A 16,998-nucleotide genomic window follows, 5' to 3' on the forward strand; every position below is an offset into this window, starting at 1 on the left:
ACAGATTAAATTAACCGGCGTAAGCGGGTTAATACAACAGAATTTGCCTGGCGGCACTAGCGCGGTGGTCCCACCTGACCCCATGCCGAACTCAGAAGTGAAACGCCGTAGCGCCGATGGTAGTGTGGGGTCTCCCCATGCGAGAGTAGGGAACTGCCAGGCATCAAATAAAATAAAAGGCTCAGTCGAAAGACTGGGCCTTTTGTTTTATCTGATGCTTGTCGGTGAGCGCTCTCCCGAGCAGGACAAAACCGCCGGGAGCGGATTTGAACGTTGCGAAGCAACGGCCCGAAGGGTGGCGGGCAGGACGCCCGCCATAAACTTCCAGGCATCAAATAAGCAGAAGGCCATCCGGAAGGATGGCCTTTTTGCGCTGGCGCGAAAAAAACAATGCCGGATGGCGGCTGCGCCTTATCCGGCCTACAAAAGAACAAACCCCACCGAATGGCACGAATCCGTAGGCCCGGTAAGCGCAGCGCCACCGGGCGACACAGCGCGCACTACCCCTTCAAATACGCCAGATTCAACAACGGATACGGCTTCCCAAGATCGTCCACCTCGCTGTGTCCTGTCACTCTAAACCCCATTTTCTTATAAAACCCAACCGCCTGCTCGTTCTGCTCATTCACGTTGGTCGTTAAATCAGGTGCCTGAGAAAGTGCATGTTCTACCAACAAACGGCCAACTCCCATTCCACGTGCATCAGGATCTACAAACAATGCATCCATATGCTGCCCGCTCAACAGCATAAAACCAACCGGCTCATCTTGCGCATTGGCTGCAACCCAAAGTGGTGCTTCCGGTAAAAATGAGCGTACCAGCCTTTCCAGCTCAGCCCGATACTCAGCGGACAAAAAATGGTGCGTGGCATCAACAGAACGGCACCAGACAGCCACCAGCTTTTCCCCTTCATCGTGCCGGGAACGTCGAATACTAATAACCATAGATACTCCTTTTATATATTCTTATATTCTACGGTAATGTTGTCGGTGAAACTTTCTCACCTTTCACATGCAGACTCGACATTTCACTTATTCCTGGTTATTGTCAGCTATCTGGATGTCTAAACGTTTATACGTATGTTGTGAGGTAACAAGGTTATGCCGATTCGGGTACAGGACGAGCTACCAGCCGTCAATTTCTTGCGTGATGAAAATGTCTTTGTAATGACCACATCACGCGCAACAGGTCAGGAAATCCGTCCGCTTAAAGTCCTGATTCTTAACCTGATGCCGAAGAAAATCGAAACGGAAAACCAGTTTCTGCGTCTTCTCTCTAACTCGCCGTTGCAGGTGGATATCCAACTGTTACGTATTGATGCGCGGGAATCGCGCAATACACCCGCTGAACACCTGAATAACTTCTACTGTAATTTTGACGAGATCCGCGATCAGAACTTCGATGGCCTGATTGTCACTGGTGCGCCGTTGGGGCTGGTCGAATTTAATGATGTCGCCTACTGGCCGCAGATAAAGCAGGTGCTGGAGTGGGCAAAAGATCACGTTACCTCCACGCTGTTTGTCTGTTGGGCCGTCCAGGCCGCGCTGAATATTCTTTATGGCATTCCAAAACAAACCCGCAGCGACAAACTTTCTGGCGTCTATGAACACCATATTCTTCAGCCACACGCCTTGCTTACACGTGGGTTCGATGACAGCTTCCTGGCACCGCACTCACGCTATGCCGATTTTCCGGCAGCGCTCATTCGCGACTATACCGACCTCGATATTCTGGCGGAAACGGACGGCGGGGATGCTTACCTCTTTGCCAGCAAAGACAAGCGCATTGCATTTGTGACGGGTCATCCTGAGTACGACGCTAACACGCTGGCAGGCGAATTTTTCCGGGACGTGGATGCCGGTCTTAGCCCGGAAGTACCGCACAACTACTTCCCGAAAAACGACCCGCAGAATAAACCACGCGCCACCTGGCGAAGCCACGGCAACCTGCTGTTTGCCAACTGGCTCAACTATTACGTTTACCAAATCACACCATACGATCTGCGGAATATGAATCCAACGCTGGACTGATCGTCTACGTCCCTCGATCCTAAAGCGTTTCAGCACTCTTCCTCAGGCACCTTCGGGTGCCTTTTTTATTTCCGAAACGCACCTCAATCATTTAAAAAAATTTAATTCCATTCTAATCATCACGTTACATGTAATTTAAATTAAAAATGGAAATCGTTTTTGATTTTTATTAATTCCTGGATAGTCTTAAAAGTGTTGAATGAAAACTATGCAGTGATCGTCCGTTCACCCCAGGGGGATCGATCGGAATACATAATGAGGATCAGCACAATGACACAACAGGCAACAACGGCGGATGAACTGGCGTTTACCGAACCTTTTACCGGGCAGGAGCAACAAATCTTAACGGCAGAAGCCGTTGAATTTCTCAGCGAACTGGTGACACGCTTTACGCCGAAGCGCAATAAACTGCTGGCTGCGCGCATTCAGCAACAGCAGGATATCGATGATGGAAAGTTGCCTGATTTTATTTCGGAAACCGCTTCCATTCGTAACAGTGACTGGAAAATCCGTGGTATTCCCGAAGACTTACAGGATCGCCGTGTAGAGATCACCGGCCCTGTTGAACGCAAAATGGTGATTAACGCCCTGAACGCCAACGTAAAAGTCTTTATGGCCGATTTTGAGGATTCGCTGGCACCGGACTGGAACAAAGTGATTGATGGGCAAATCAACCTGCGCGATGCCGTGAACGGCACTATCAGTTACACCAATGACGCCGGGAAAATCTACCAGTTGAAACCCAATCCCGCGCTGCTGATTTGTCGCGTGCGCGGCCTGCATTTACCGGAGAAACACGTTACCTGGCGCGGTGAAGCCATTCCGGGCAGCCTGTTTGATTTCGCGCTCTACTTCTTCCACAACTACAAAGCGTTGCTGGAGAAAGGCAGCGGCCCTTACTTCTACCTGCCGAAAACCCAGGCCTGGCAGGAAGCGGCCTGGTGGAGTGAAGTCTTCAGCTATGCGGAAGATCGTTTTGACCTGCCGCGCGGCACCATCAAAGCGACTCTGCTGATTGAAACGTTGCCCGCCGTCTTCCAGATGGATGAAATCCTGCACGCGCTGCGCGATCACATTGTCGGCCTGAACTGTGGCCGCTGGGATTACATCTTCAGCTACATTAAAACCCTGAAAAACCACCCGGACCGCGTGTTGCCTGACCGCCAGGTGGTGACGATGGACAAACCGTTCCTCAGCGCTTATTCGCGCCTGCTGATTAAAACCTGCCACAAACGCGGCGCGTTCGCGATGGGCGGCATGGCGGCGTTTATCCCGAGTAAAGACGCCGAGCGAAATACGCAGGTGCTTAACAAAGTCAAAGCGGATAAATCGCTGGAAGCCAATAACGGTCACGATGGCACATGGGTGGCGCATCCGGGACTGGCGGATACTGCGATGGCGGTTTTCAACGATGTGCTCGGCGAGCATAAAAATCAGTTATTCGTGACCCGCACCGACGATGCGCCGATCACCGCTGAACAACTGCTGGCCCCCTGTGACGGTGAACGTACCGAAGAGGGCATGCGCGCCAATATTCGTGTCGCGGTGCAGTATATAGAAGCGTGGATCTCCGGCAACGGCTGCGTCCCTATCTATGGCCTGATGGAAGATGCGGCGACGGCGGAAATCTCTCGCACCTCTATCTGGCAATGGATCCATCATGAGAAAACCCTGAGCAACGGCAAAGCCGTCACCAAAGCGCTGTTCCGCCAGATGCTGGCTGAAGAGTTATTGGTGATTCAGGAAGAGCTGGGCGAGCATCGCTTCAGCAGTGGGCGCTTCGATGACGCCGCGCGCCTGATGGAGCAGATCACCACCTCCGACGACCTTATCGACTTCCTGACACTGCCAGGCTACCGCCTGTTAGCGTAAATCACCACATAACAATATGGAGCATCTGCACATGAAAACCCGTACACAACAAATTGAAGAATTACAGAAAGAGTGGACTCAACCGCGCTGGGAAGGCATTCGTCGCCCCTACAGCGCCGAGGAAGTGGTGAAATTACGCGGCTCGGTTAACCCGGAGTGCACGCTGGCGCAACTGGGTGCGGCGAAGATGTGGCGACTGCTGCACGGCGAGTCGAAGAAAGGCTACGTCAACAGCCTCGGCGCGCTGACCGGCGGCCAGGCGTTGCAGCAGGCGAAAGCGGGTATTGAAGCTATCTATCTTTCCGGCTGGCAGGTAGCGGCTGACGCCAACCTGGCATCAAGCATGTATCCGGATCAATCCCTCTACCCGGCGAACTCGGTGCCTGCGGTAGTGGATCGGATCAACAACACCTTTCGCCGTGCGGATCAGATCCAATGGGCGTCCGGTATCGAACCGAATGATCCGCGTTATACCGATTATTTCCTGCCGATCGTCGCTGATGCGGAGGCCGGTTTCGGCGGCGTGCTCAATGCGTATGAACTGATGAAATCGATGATTGAGGCCGGTGCAGCGGCTGTTCACTTCGAAGATCAGCTCGCATCGGTGAAGAAGTGCGGTCATATGGGTGGAAAAGTGCTGGTTCCTACGCAGGAAGCTATCCAGAAACTGGTTGCGGCACGCCTGGCCGCTGACGTTATGGGCGTGCCGACGCTGGTTATTGCGCGAACAGATGCGGATGCGGCGGATCTGATTACCTCTGATTGCGACGCTTATGATAGCGAATTTATCACCGGCGAACGCACCTGTGAGGGCTTCTTCCGAACCCGTGCGGGTATCGAACAGGCGATTAGCCGTGGTCTGGCGTATGCGCCGTATGCAGACCTGGTGTGGTGTGAAACCTCCACGCCGGATCTTGACCTCGCGCGCCGTTTTGCCGAGGCGGTTCACGCGAAATATCCAGGTAAATTGCTGGCTTATAACTGCTCGCCGTCGTTCAACTGGCAGAAAAATCTGGACGATAAAACCATCGCCAGCTTCCAGCAGCAACTGTCGGATATGGGCTACAAATACCAGTTCATCACCCTGGCGGGCATTCACAGCATGTGGTTCAACATGTTCGACCTGGCGCGCTCCTACGCGCAGGGTGAAGGAATGAAGCACTACGTTGAGAAAGTGCAGCAGCCAGAATTTGAAGCGGGCAAAGACGGTTACACCTTTGTTTCTCATCAGCAGGAAGTGGGGACGGGCTACTTCGATAACGTGACGACCATTATTCAGGGTGGCGCTTCTTCAGTAACCGCGTTGACCGGTTCAACGGAAGAGTCACAGTTCTGATCCAGATGCCCGGTGGCGCGTCGCTTACCGGGCCTACACCGTTTTGTAGGCCGGATAAGCGTCAGCGCCATCCGGCATACCGCGCACCGGACGAGGTCGATTATGCCGCGTGGCCTGGAATTACTGATTGCCCACACCATTTTGCAAGGTTTTGACGCCCAGTACGGGCGTTTTCTGGAAGTGACCTCCGGCGCGCAGCAGCGCTTTGAACAGGCCGACTGGCACGCTGTGCAGAAGGCGATGAAAAGCCGTATTCACCTTTATGATCACCACGTTGGTCTGGTGGTGGAGCAGTTGCGCTGCATCACTGATGGCAAAGGCGCGGATGCCGAATTTTTGTTACGCGTGAAAGAGCACTACACCGCGCTTCTCCCCGATTACCCTCGCTTCGAAATCGCGGAGAGCTTTTTTAACTCGGTTTACTGCCGATTATTCGATCACCGCTCGCTCACACCGGAGCGGCTTTTTATTTTTAGCTCACAGCCGGAGCGCCGTTTCCGCACCATTCCACGCCCGCTGGCGAAGGATTTCTTTCCTGAACACGGCTGGGGGCTGCTGCTCAATCGCCTGCTGACTGACCTGCCGTTACGTCTGCCGTGGCAGAATAAACAGCGTGATATCAACTACATCATTGCACATCTGAATGAAACCTTCGGCCTGGCGATGCTTCAACAATCGCACCTGCAGGTGGCGAACGAACTGTTTTATCGCAATAAGGCAGCGTGGCTGGTTGGCAAGCTGGTGACACCCTCTGCTACGTTGCCCTTTTTAGTCCCCATTCACCGCACGGATGAAGGAGAGCTGTTTGTTGATACCTGTCTGACCACCGCGACGGAAGCGAGCATTGTCTTTGGCTTCGCCCGCTCCTATTTCATGGTTTATGCGCCACTGCCGGCGGCGATGGTGGAATGGTTGCGCGAGATTCTGCCCGGCAAATCCACCGCGGAACTGTATATGGCGATTGGCTGCCAGAAGCATGCAAAAACAGAAAGTTACCGCGAATACCTGCACTATATCGCCGGTACTGATGAGCAGTTTATTGAAGCGCCGGGTATTCGTGGCATGGTGATGCTGGTATTTACGCTGCCAGGCTACGATCGCGTTTTCAAGGTCATCAAAGACAAATTTGCTCCGCAAAAAGAGATGAATGCCGCGCACGTTCGCGCCTGCTATCAACTGGTTAAAGAGCACGATCGCGTCGGGCGGATGGCGGACACTCAGGAATTCGAAAACTTTGTGCTGGAGAAACGGCAAATCTCGCCTGCGCTGATGGCGCTATTGCAGCAAGAAGCGCCGGAGAAAATCACCGAACAGGGCGACCACATTGTTATCAGCCATCTTTACATCGAACGGCGAATGGTGCCGCTTAATATCTGGCTGGAGCAATCCGAGGGCCAGCAGTTGCGCGATGCGATTGAAGAGTACGGCAATGCCATTCGCCAGCTCGCCGCCGCCAATATTTTCCCCGGCGATATGCTGTTTAAAAACTTTGGCGTCACCCGTCATGGCCGCGTGGTGTTCTATGATTACGATGAAATTTGCTACATGACCGAAGTGAATTTCCGCGATATCCCGCCCCCGCGCTACCCGGAAGACGAACTGGCCAGCGAACCCTGGTACAGCGTCTCGCCGGGCGATGTCTTCCCGGAGGAGTTTCGCCACTGGCTCTGTGCCGACCCGCGTATCGGCCCGCTGTTTGAAGAGATGCATGCCGACTTGTTCAGCGCCGGCTACTGGCGCGGCCTACAGACGCGCATCAAAAATGGTCATGTGGAGGATGTTTACGCCTACCGTCGTCGCCAGCGTTTCAGCGTGCGTTATGAAACCGATCGTAGGTTGGATAAGGCGCTTGCGCCGCCATCCGGCGTTATGCCTCGATCAGCCTGATGGCGATTTGCTTATCAGGTATTCTGCAATGTATTGAATTAGCGAGGTTTGTAGGCCGGATAATGCGTTTACGCGGCATCCGGCAAGAACAACACGCACTTTGTCGGCCATCTGGAATACCCCATCAGCGATGGGGCATTTTTGTTATCGAATCCCACCATACGCCAGCGTTACTTCCTTCGCCGCCTTGATCACCATCGCGCCAAACTCAGTTACCCGGTCGTCGGTAATGCGTGAAATCGGCCCGGAAATGGAGATCGCTGCAAACGGCTCGCGGTGCTCGTCATAAATGCAGGACGCCACGCAGCGCAGCCCCAGCGCATGCTCTTCGTCATCAAAGGAGTACCCGCGCTTGCGCGTTTGGGCGAGGTCTTCCTTCAGATGTACCGGCGACACCAGCGTCGCATGGGTATAGGCGTGCAGCCCTTTGCGGTGCAGTAAGCCGGTAACTTGCTCTTCGCTCAGCTGCGATAAGAACGCCTTACCCGCACCGGAGGCGTGCATCGGAAGTTTGCCACCAATGGGGGCAGACATGCGCATCAACTGGGTACATTGCACCTGGTCAATAATAATGGCCTGATGGTCGCTTTGATCCAGCACCGCCAGGTTGACCGTCTCGCCGGAGTCTTCCATCAGTTTGCGCAGGATAGGGTGGACAATTGCCAGCAAATTACGGCTCTGCAAAAAACTGCTGCCGACGATAAATGCATGCGCGCCCACCGCCCAGTGCCCCAGCTCGCCCACCTGACGGACGAAACCTTGCTGCTGCATGGTGGTCAGTAAACGGTGAGTGGTGGAATTGGGCAATCCGGCCTGCTGGGCGAGTTCAGTCAGCGCAACGCTGCCGTTTGATTCGGCAATCCATTCCAGTAATTTCAGCCCGCGCGTTAAAGACTGAACCTGGCCACTCTGCGGAGCGGCGGCTGCGGCGGGTTTTCTTCCGCGCTTCGCGGGAACGGTGGCAACCATAGCGAACTCCTGTTTCTGTATCGTGGAAATCATTTTCGTTTTATTTGATTATAATGCAATCGCCAGACTTACTGATCCGATGAGTCATGGTGAACTTGTCTCATGTAGCGCGTTGTTCTCTTTTCCACCATCAGGGTTTATGCCAGTATGGTCTATTGCCGTTTTTTTCTCTGGGTTTGGTTGAGCGTGGTCGGGAGTGCGTGTGAGCAGCAAAGTTGAACAATTACGTCAGCAGTTAAATGATCGAATTCTGGTTCTGGACGGGGGCATGGGCACCATGATCCAGAGCTATCGCCTGAGCGAAGCGGATTTTCGCGGCGCGCGTTTTGCCGACTGGCCGTGCGACCTCAAGGGTAACAACGACCTGCTGGTGTTGAGCAAGCCGGAGGTGATCTCCGCCATTCATGATGCCTATTTCGAAGCGGGCGCGGATATCATTGAAACCAACACCTTTAACTCCACAACCATCGCCATGGCGGATTACCAGATGGAATCCCTGTCGGCGGAAATCAACTTCGCTGCCGCCAAACTGGCGCGTGCCTGCGCCGATGAGTGGACCGCACGCACACCGGAAAAACCGCGCTATGTGGCAGGTGTTCTTGGCCCCACCAACCGTACGGCCTCCATCTCACCTGATGTTAACGACCCGGCATTTCGCAATATCACTTTTGATGGGCTGGTGGCCGCATACCGCGAATCAACGAAAGCATTGGTGGAAGGCGGCGCGGACCTTATCCTGATTGAAACCGTCTTCGACACCCTCAACGCCAAAGCGGCGATTTTCGCAGTAAAAGAAGAGTTTGAAGCACTGGGCGTTGACTTGCCGATCATGATTTCCGGCACCATCACCGATGCCTCCGGGCGAACGCTCTCCGGGCAAACCACTGAAGCATTTTACAACTCATTGCGCCACGCCGAAGCGCTGACCTTTGGCCTGAACTGTGCGCTGGGGCCGGATGAACTGCGCCAGTACGTACAGGAACTGTCGCGTATTGCGGAATGCTACGTCACCGCCCACCCTAACGCCGGGCTGCCAAACGCCTTTGGTGAATACGATCTCGATGCCGACACCATGGCAAAACAGATTCGCGAATGGGCGGAAGCGGGCTTTCTGAATATTGTCGGCGGTTGCTGTGGTACCACGCCGGAACACATTGCCGCGATGAGCCGTGCCGTTGCCGGGCTGCCGCCGCGCAAGCTGCCTGAACTGCCCGTTGCCTGCCGCTTGTCTGGCCTGGAGCCGCTGAACATTGGCGACGACAGCCTGTTTGTGAACGTGGGTGAACGCACCAACGTCACCGGTTCCGCTAAGTTCAAACGTCTGATTAAAGAAGAGAAATACAGCGAAGCACTGGATGTGGCTCGCCAGCAGGTGGAAAGCGGCGCGCAGATTATCGATATCAACATGGATGAAGGGATGCTCGACGCCGAAGCGGCGATGGTGCGTTTCCTCAACCTGATTGCAGGTGAACCGGATATCGCGCGCGTGCCAATTATGATCGACTCCTCGAAATGGGACGTCATCGAAAAAGGCCTGAAGTGTATTCAGGGTAAAGGCATCGTCAACTCCATCTCGATGAAAGAGGGCGTAGAGACCTTTATACACCACGCCAAACTGCTGCGTCGCTACGGTGCGGCAGTAGTGGTGATGGCCTTTGATGAACAGGGCCAGGCCGATACCCGCGCGCGTAAAATCGAAATTTGCCGCCGGGCGTACAAAATCCTTACCGAGGAAGTCGGCTTCCCGCCGGAAGATATCATCTTCGACCCGAACATCTTCGCGGTGGCGACCGGCATTGAAGAGCACAACAACTATGCGCAGGACTTTATCGGCGCGTGTGAAGATATCAAACGCGAGCTGCCGCACGCGCTGATCTCCGGCGGCGTTTCTAACGTTTCTTTCTCGTTCCGTGGCAACGATCCGGTGCGCGAAGCCATTCACGCGGTGTTCCTCTACTACGCTATCCGCAACGGTATGGACATGGGGATTGTGAACGCCGGGCAACTGGCGATTTACGACGACCTACCCGCTGAATTGCGCGACGCGGTGGAAGATGTGATTCTTAATCGTCGCGACGATGGCACCGAGCGTTTACTGGATCTTGCCGAAAAATATCGCGGCAGCAAAACCGACGACACCGCCAACGCCCAGCAGGCCGAGTGGCGTTCGTGGGACGTGAAAAAACGCCTCGAATACTCACTGGTGAAAGGCATCACAGAGTTTATCGAGCTGGATACGGAAGAGGCGCGTCAGCAGGCAACTCGCCCGATTGAGGTGATTGAAGGCCCGCTAATGGATGGCATGAACGTGGTCGGCGATCTGTTTGGCGAGGGTAAAATGTTCCTGCCGCAGGTGGTGAAATCGGCGCGCGTCATGAAGCAGGCGGTGGCCTATCTCGAGCCGTATATTGAAGCCAGCAAAGAGAAAGGCTCCAGCAACGGCAAGATGGTGATCGCGACCGTAAAAGGCGATGTCCATGATATCGGCAAAAATATCGTCGGCGTGGTGTTGCAGTGCAACAACTACGAAATCATCGACCTGGGCGTGATGGTGCCTGCCGACAAAATTCTCAAAACCGCCAAAGAAGTGAATGCGGACCTGATTGGCCTCTCCGGCTTGATTACCCCGTCGCTGGACGAAATGGTTAACGTGGCGAAAGAGATGGAGCGTCAGGGCTTCACTATTCCGCTGCTGATTGGCGGTGCGACGACCTCTAAAGCGCACACGGCGGTGAAAATCGAGCAGAACTACAGCGGCCCAACGGTGTATGTACAGAACGCCTCGCGCACCGTTGGCGTGGTTGCGGCGCTGCTTTCCGATACGCAGCGTGACGATTTTGTCGCCCGCACGCGTAAAGAGTACGAAACCGTTCGAATTCAGCATGGGCGGAAGAAACCGCGCACCCCGCCGGTAACTTTGCAGGCCGCGCGTGAAAACGATCTGGCATTCGACTGGGCGAGCTACACGCCGCCGGTGGCTCATCGTCTCGGCGTGCAGGAAGTGGAAGCCAGTATCGAAACGCTGCGCAACTACATCGACTGGACGCCGTTCTTTATGACCTGGTCGCTGGCCGGGAAATATCCGCGCATTCTTGAAGATGAAGTCGTTGGCGAAGAAGCGCAGCGTCTGTTTAAAGATGCCAATGAGTTACTCGACAAACTGAGCGCCGGGAAAACGCTGAATCCGCGCGGTGTGGTCGGCCTGTTCCCGGCGAACCGGGTGGGTGATGACATCGAAATCTACCGTGACGAAACGCGCACGCACGTGCTCACCGTTAGTCGTCATTTACGCCAGCAAACCGAGAAAGTGGGCTTTGCGAACTACTGTCTTGCTGATTTTGTCGCGCCGAAACTGAGCGGCAAAGAAGACTACATCGGCGCGTTCGCCGTCACCGGTGGGCTGGAAGAAGATGCGCTGGCGGATGCTTTTGAAGCGCAGCACGATGATTACAATAAAATCATGGTGAAAGCGATAGCCGACCGCCTGGCGGAAGCCTTTGCCGAATATCTTCATGAGCGCGTGCGTAAAGTTTACTGGGGCTATGCTCCGAATGAGAACCTCAGCAACGAAGAGCTGATCCGTGAAAACTATCAGGGCATTCGCCCGGCGCCTGGTTACCCTGCCTGCCCGGAACACACGGAAAAAGGGACCATCTGGGAACTGCTGGACGTCGAAAAACACACTGGCATGAAGCTGACGGAATCGTTCGCCATGTGGCCCGGCGCGTCGGTCTCCGGCTGGTATTTCAGCCACCCGGACAGCAAGTACTACGCGGTCGCGCAAATTCAGCGTGACCAGGTGGAAGATTACGCCCGCCGCAAAGGGATGAGCGTAGAGGAAGTTGAACGCTGGCTGGCCCCGAATCTGGGGTATGACGCGGACTAACGTCACTTTTCCTTACAACAAACAGGGCGCTCATTGAGCGCCCTGTCTCTTTCTTGTGAGTAAACCCTTATACTGGAAGAAGGCTTCGTCGTTTTTGCCCGGTGGCGCTGCGCTTACCGGGCCTACATGGTTCGCCGCCGGATTCACGACTTGCGTGTAGGCCGGATAAGCGCAGCGCCATCCGGCAGAACCGCGCAGATAGCCTCAGGAAAACAATAACGATAAGGAGAACCCCACTCTGTGTTAACGCTGTTACACCTGCTTTCCGCGGTCGCCCTCCTGGTTTGGGGCACCCACATTGTCCGCACGGGCGTGATGCGCGTCTTCGGCGCGCGTCTGCGTACCGTCCTCAGCCGTAGCGTTGAAAAGAAACCGCTCGCCTTCTGCGCCGGCATTGGCGTCACTGCGCTGGTGCAGAGCAGTAACGCCACGACCATGCTGGTGACGTCGTTCGTCGCCCAGGATCTGGTCGCCCTGACGCCTGCCCTGGTGATTGTGTTGGGCGCTGACGTGGGGACCGCGCTGATGGCGCGTATCCTCACCTTCGATTTATCCTGGTTATCGCCGCTGCTGATTTTTATCGGCGTGATCTTCTTCCTCGGCCGCAAACAGTCGCGCGCCGGGCAACTGGGTCGCGTCGGGATTGGCCTTGGCCTGATTTTGCTGGCGCTGGAACTCATCGTCCAGGCCGTCACGCCGATCACTCAGGCCAACGGCGTACAGGTGATTTTTGCCTCGCTCACCGGCGATATCATGCTGGATGCGCTGATTGGCGCGATGTTCGCCATCATCAGTTATTCGAGCCTGGCCGCCGTGCTGCTGACCGCCACGCTTACCACGGCGGGGATTATTTCCTTCCCGGTGGCGCTGTGTCTGGTGATTGGCGCTAACCTCGGCTCTGGCCTGTTGGCGATGCTCAACAACAGTGCCGCTAATGCCGCCGCTCGCCGGGTGGCGCTGGGCAGTTTGCTTTTTAAGCTGGTGGGCAGCCTGATTATTCTGCCATTTGTACGCGTACTGGCCGAAACGCTGCACAAACTGCCGCTACCGGAATCAGAACTGGTTATCTATTTCCACGTTTTCTACAACCTGATTCGCTGCGTGGTGATGATTCCCTTCGCCGAGCCGATGGCACGTTTCTGCAAACGAATGATCCGCGATGAACCTGAACTGGACGCACGCCTGAAGCCAAAGCATCTGGATACCACCGCCCTCGACACGCCAACGCTGGCGCTGGCCAATGCCGCGCGTGAAGCGCTGCGTATCGGTGATGCGATGGAGCAGATGCTTGAAGGGTTGAAAAAGGTGATGCACGGCGAACCGCGTGAAGAGAAAGAGCTGCGCAAGCTGGCGGACGACATTAACGTGCTTTATACCGCCATCAAACTCTATCTGGCTCGCATGCCGAAGGATGAACTGGCGGAAGAGGAATCCCGACGCTGGGCGGAAATTATTGAGATGTCACTCAACCTGGAGCAGGCGTCTGATATCGTGGAACGGATGGGCAGTGAGATTGCCGATAAATCGCTGGCGGCCCGCCGCGCGTTCTCGGTAGAAGGCTTGAAGGAACTGGATGCACTTTACGATCAACTGCTGAGTAACCTGCAGCTGGCGATGTCGGTATTCTTCTCCGGTGATGTCACCAGTGCCCGTCGCCTGCGCCGCAGCAAACATCGTTTCCGCATCCTGAATCGCCGTTACTCGCATGCGCACGTCGATCGTCTGCACCAGCAGAACGTGCAGAGTATTGAAACCAGCTCGCTACACCTTGGCCTGCTGGGCGATATGCAGCGTCTCAACTCACTGTTTTGTTCAGTGGCTTACAGCGTGCTGGAGCAGCCGGACGAAGATGACGAACGGGATGACTATTAGTGCGTTTTGACGCCGGATGCGCTGCGCTTATCCAGCCTACAATCTGTAGGCCGTATCCGCGCAGCGCATCCGGCAACGTTTTTTACAAACGGTGTCCAGCCTCCAGTGGCACCGCCTCTTCACCCGCTTTAAACAGATAGTTGGTATTTGGCCCACCAAGCGTCGCGACTTCACCGCTCACCTGAATCCAGTTACCCTCCGGTAAACCAATTACCGTCAGTTCCGGCGCGGCAACCAGCAGTTCGCGGATGCGTTGCTCGCGCGTTTCCCCCTGGTGTCCTTCCGGCAGTGCATTGGTAAAGTGCGGGTTAATTTGCAGCGGGAACAGCCCCAGCGCATCAAAACCTTGCGGATCGACAATCGGCATATCATTGGTGGTACGAATGGTTGGGCAAGCCAGATTTGAGCCTGCGCTCCAACCAATGTAGAGCGCGCCGCGCTTCACCACATCAACAATCGGCGCCAGCAACCCACGCTCGCGGCTCTCTTTTAGCAACTGGAAGGTATTCCCGCCGCCGACAATCACCAGATCAGCATTTTTAATGGCGGCGACGGGATCGGCGGCGTTATGGATTCCGACGACCGACACGCCCATCGGCTCAAAGACTGCCGCCGTTTTTGCGGTGTAGGCGTCCCACGTTTGCGTTACGCCCGCGAAGGGAATAAATACCGCCGAACGGCGACCGTTTAGCGCGCCACGAATCAGCGGCAGCGCATGTTCCAGCCAGGCTTTACCCGGCAGCGTCGAGTTACTTAACAGCAGCAGTTCCATTCTTTCTCCAGACAATCAGGGAATTAAGGGGTTGATGACTATGCTATCATGCCGGGTAATAAGACTCGCTGACGGGGTTCACGGAGTTCTGGAAGAGGCGTACAAGTTGAAGAGTAATCTGTCAGCAGTGCTTACCGAAGCGCTGTGGGAGAATAAAGCGTTGAGTGCTAAAAGAGTGCGCATTGTTCATACCAGATGTGGCGTTAACGCCTTATTCAACCAAAAAAATGCGTTCGAATTCAATATGTTGAGTGACGAGTAGGCCTGATAAGCGTAGCGCATCAGGCAATTTTGCGTATGTCATCAGTATGAGCGCCTGCTAAGGCGCTCATGTCACTCACCCCTCGCGCGCAAACCTTGCTGCTTGCGCAATCAACTGCGCATCGGGTCGCACGCCGGTATACATCGCGAATTGCTCAACGGCCTGCAAGGCAATCACCTCCGCGCCGGTAATCGTCTGTTTATCAAGCTGTTGCGCCAGGCGAATGAGCGGCGTTTCCGGCGGCAAGGCCACAACATCAAAAACGACGCTTGCCGTAGAGACCATCGCTTCGCTAAAGGCCAGCTCATGGCTCTCTTTACCACCGTTCATGCCGACTGGCGTCACGTTGACCAGGATATCGCAGGCGATACCCTCCGGCAGCGGTTGCCACTGGAACCCATACTGCTTCGCCAGCATCGGGCCGCTCTCGCGGTTGCGCGCGGCGATGACGACATCCGTAAAGCCTGCGTCACGAAAGGCGGCAATCACCGCTTTGCCCATACCACCGCTACCGCGAATCATCACGCGTGCGGCGGTATTGAGCTGGTGGTGGGTAATCAGGCTTTTCACCGCGATATAGTCAGTGTTGAACCCGGTCAGTTTGCCGTCGTCATTCACGATGGTATTCACTGAATCAATAACCTTTGCTGACGGATCGATCGCGTCAAGAAAAGGCATGCAGCTTTCTTTAAACGGCATCGACACGGCGCAGCCGCGAATACCCAACGCGCGCACGCCTTTCACCGCCGCTGCAATATCCTGGGTAGTGAAGGCTTTATAGATGAAATTCAGCCCCAGCTTTTCATACAGATAGTTGTGAAAACGCGTGCCGAAGTTACCGGGGCGGCCGGCCAGCGACATACAGAGTTGAGTATCGCGATTAATCATGGGTAATCGCCTCTGCATGCGCGAGCAGGTATTGCTCCGCCTCGCCGGACCAGACTCCCTGATGACGCGCCAGAATCGCCGCCAGTTCTTCATCCTGAATCTGCGTGAGTGACGTCAGCGGCAGATATTTCCCGGTATACACCAGCTTTTTCCCGCCGCCGACGGCGGGCAATTCCAGCGTGGTTTCGCCCGCGGCATTCAGCCCAAGAATATGTGTTACCACTTTTGCGGCCTGCACTTTTTTCTCTTCAATCAGTTTGACCGCTGCGCGCATGTCGTCGGTATTGCCGCCCGACGTGCCCACGTAGTGGGTAAATGCATAATGCACATCGTAGAAATTAATCGGCGCGCTGAAGTGTTTATCCTGCGGCCCGGCGAAGAAGTTCATACAACCGTCGGCTGCCAGCAGCGAAGAGGCGAGGGTAACCAACCCTTCATTGGGCACGAAAACGAAAATATCGTCGAAGCCGTGGCCACCGCTCAGTGCCATTAACGTCTCGTACGAGGCCTCGGCGGCATTGAGATAGTGAATCAGCGTTTGCGGCTCTGACGGATAGTGTTTGCGCGCGTAGCTCAGCTTGTCGTTATTGGTATCGGTGACGATTAACAGAGATGGATTCACCGGCCCATGCAGCGCGTAGTCAATCGCCAACAGTCCCATTGGTCCGGTGCCGCCGAGGATCAGCGTGCGTCCCTGTGGGCGAATCCCCATCTTGTGGTTATAGGTGCCTTCCTGCAGATGATAATTGGCGTTGAACGCGCCAATTACGCAGGAGAGCGGCTCGACCAACGAGCCTTCAAAGTAGGTCTCGCCTTCGTATGCCAGCAGGCAATCCTGTTCCATGACCTCGTTCGGGATAACCACATGCGTCGCTTCACCACCCACCCACGGGAAGGAGTAGCCGGGGCAGTCCGGGCGATCGGGCAGTTGCAGGTTGGCCTGAATCACATAGCGCTGGCCGGGCTGAAACTTGTGCTGCCATTTTTTACCCACGGCCAGAATATCGCCGCAAAACTCATGGCCGATGATGATCGGATGGGTTGCCACATCGTCGGGTACTTTTTTATGGTTTTCACCCAGATTGGCCTCTTTCCAGGAGGAAAGACACAGGCTGTCGGTGATCACTGTCGCCAGAATTTCATCCTCCTGCATTTCAGGAAGGTCAAAGGTTTCCAGACGCAGGTTACGTTTACCGTAAAGACGCAGAGCTGTTGTTTTCATAA

11 protein-coding genes and 1 rRNA gene are annotated in these 16,998 nt (G+C 55.1%); 7 read left to right on the forward strand and 5 right to left on the reverse strand.

All coding sequences use genetic code 11. The features are described 5' to 3' along the window. The first annotated feature begins 46 nt into the window (after positions 1–46). Positions 47–162: ribosomal RNA gene (gene rrf / locus F0Q32_RS01950) — 5S ribosomal RNA — on the forward strand. Between the two features lie 338 nt (positions 163–500). Here rrf and F0Q32_RS01955 read toward each other — a convergent pair. Next, positions 501–944, reverse strand: a complete 444-nt coding sequence (locus tag F0Q32_RS01955; RefSeq protein WP_149461743.1) for an acetyltransferase — start codon at positions 942–944, stop codon at positions 501–503. A gap of 156 nt (positions 945–1,100) precedes the next feature. Here F0Q32_RS01955 and metA point away from each other — a divergent pair, with 156 nt between their 5' ends. The 4 genes from metA (at position 1,101) to aceK (ending at position 7,125) form a co-directional block, all read left to right on the forward strand. After that, entirely contained in the window at positions 1,101–2,030 is a 930-nt protein-coding gene (gene metA, locus F0Q32_RS01960; RefSeq protein WP_149461744.1) for a homoserine O-succinyltransferase, read from the forward strand. Positions 2,031–2,300: 270 nt separating this feature from the next. Further along, positions 2,301–3,902 (forward strand): malate synthase A, encoded by a 1,602-nt coding sequence (gene aceB / locus F0Q32_RS01965; protein WP_149461745.1) that lies wholly within the window; start codon positions 2,301–2,303, stop codon positions 3,900–3,902. A gap of 31 nt (positions 3,903–3,933) precedes the next feature. Then, positions 3,934–5,238 carry an isocitrate lyase gene (aceA, locus tag F0Q32_RS01970; protein WP_149461746.1) on the forward strand — a complete coding sequence of 435 codons (1,305 nt, stop codon included), beginning with the start codon at positions 3,934–3,936 and terminating at the stop codon, positions 5,236–5,238. A 102-nt stretch (positions 5,239–5,340) separates the two neighbouring features. Then, the gene (aceK, locus tag F0Q32_RS01975) at positions 5,341–7,125 is read left to right on the forward strand and encodes a bifunctional isocitrate dehydrogenase kinase/phosphatase (protein ID WP_149461747.1); all 1,785 of its coding nucleotides are present in this window, start codon (positions 5,341–5,343) and stop codon (positions 7,123–7,125) included. Between the two features lie 144 nt (positions 7,126–7,269). On the opposite strand, the gene iclR is transcribed toward aceK, so the two are convergent. Next, complete coding sequence (iclR, locus tag F0Q32_RS01980) at positions 7,270–8,094, reverse strand: glyoxylate bypass operon transcriptional repressor IclR (RefSeq protein ID WP_149461748.1); 825 nt, start codon at positions 8,092–8,094, stop codon at positions 7,270–7,272. Between the two features lie 202 nt (positions 8,095–8,296). Between iclR and metH the strand changes: the two genes are divergently transcribed. After that, entirely contained in the window at positions 8,297–11,980 is a 3,684-nt protein-coding gene (gene metH, locus F0Q32_RS01985; protein WP_149461749.1) for a methionine synthase, read from the forward strand. A 240-nt stretch (positions 11,981–12,220) separates the two neighbouring features. Next, positions 12,221–13,852, forward strand: a complete 1,632-nt coding sequence (locus tag F0Q32_RS01990; RefSeq protein WP_149461750.1) for a Na/Pi cotransporter family protein — start codon at positions 12,221–12,223, stop codon at positions 13,850–13,852. 82 nt (positions 13,853–13,934) lie between these two features. Here F0Q32_RS01990 and pepE read toward each other — a convergent pair whose 3' ends face one another. The 3 genes from pepE to sorE all read right to left on the reverse strand — a co-directional run bounded on the left by pepE (position 13,935) and on the right by sorE (position 16,996). Then, the gene (gene pepE, locus F0Q32_RS01995) at positions 13,935–14,624 is read right to left on the reverse strand and encodes a dipeptidase PepE (RefSeq protein WP_149461751.1); all 690 of its coding nucleotides are present in this window, start codon (positions 14,622–14,624) and stop codon (positions 13,935–13,937) included. Between the two features lie 337 nt (positions 14,625–14,961). Beyond that, a complete protein-coding gene (locus tag F0Q32_RS02000) occupies positions 14,962–15,774 on the reverse strand; it encodes a shikimate 5-dehydrogenase (protein WP_149461752.1) in 813 nt (270 codons plus the stop codon). Then, complete coding sequence (gene sorE, locus F0Q32_RS02005) at positions 15,767–16,996, reverse strand: L-sorbose 1-phosphate reductase (RefSeq protein WP_149461753.1); 1,230 nt, start codon at positions 16,994–16,996, stop codon at positions 15,767–15,769. Before sorE ends, F0Q32_RS02000 begins: the two co-directional genes overlap by 8 nt. Positions 16,997–16,998 lie beyond the last annotated feature (2 nt).

It is taken from the genome of Pseudocitrobacter sp. 73 (assembly GCF_008369545.1).
GTDB lineage: Bacteria > Pseudomonadota > Gammaproteobacteria > Enterobacterales > Enterobacteriaceae > Pseudocitrobacter > Pseudocitrobacter vendiensis.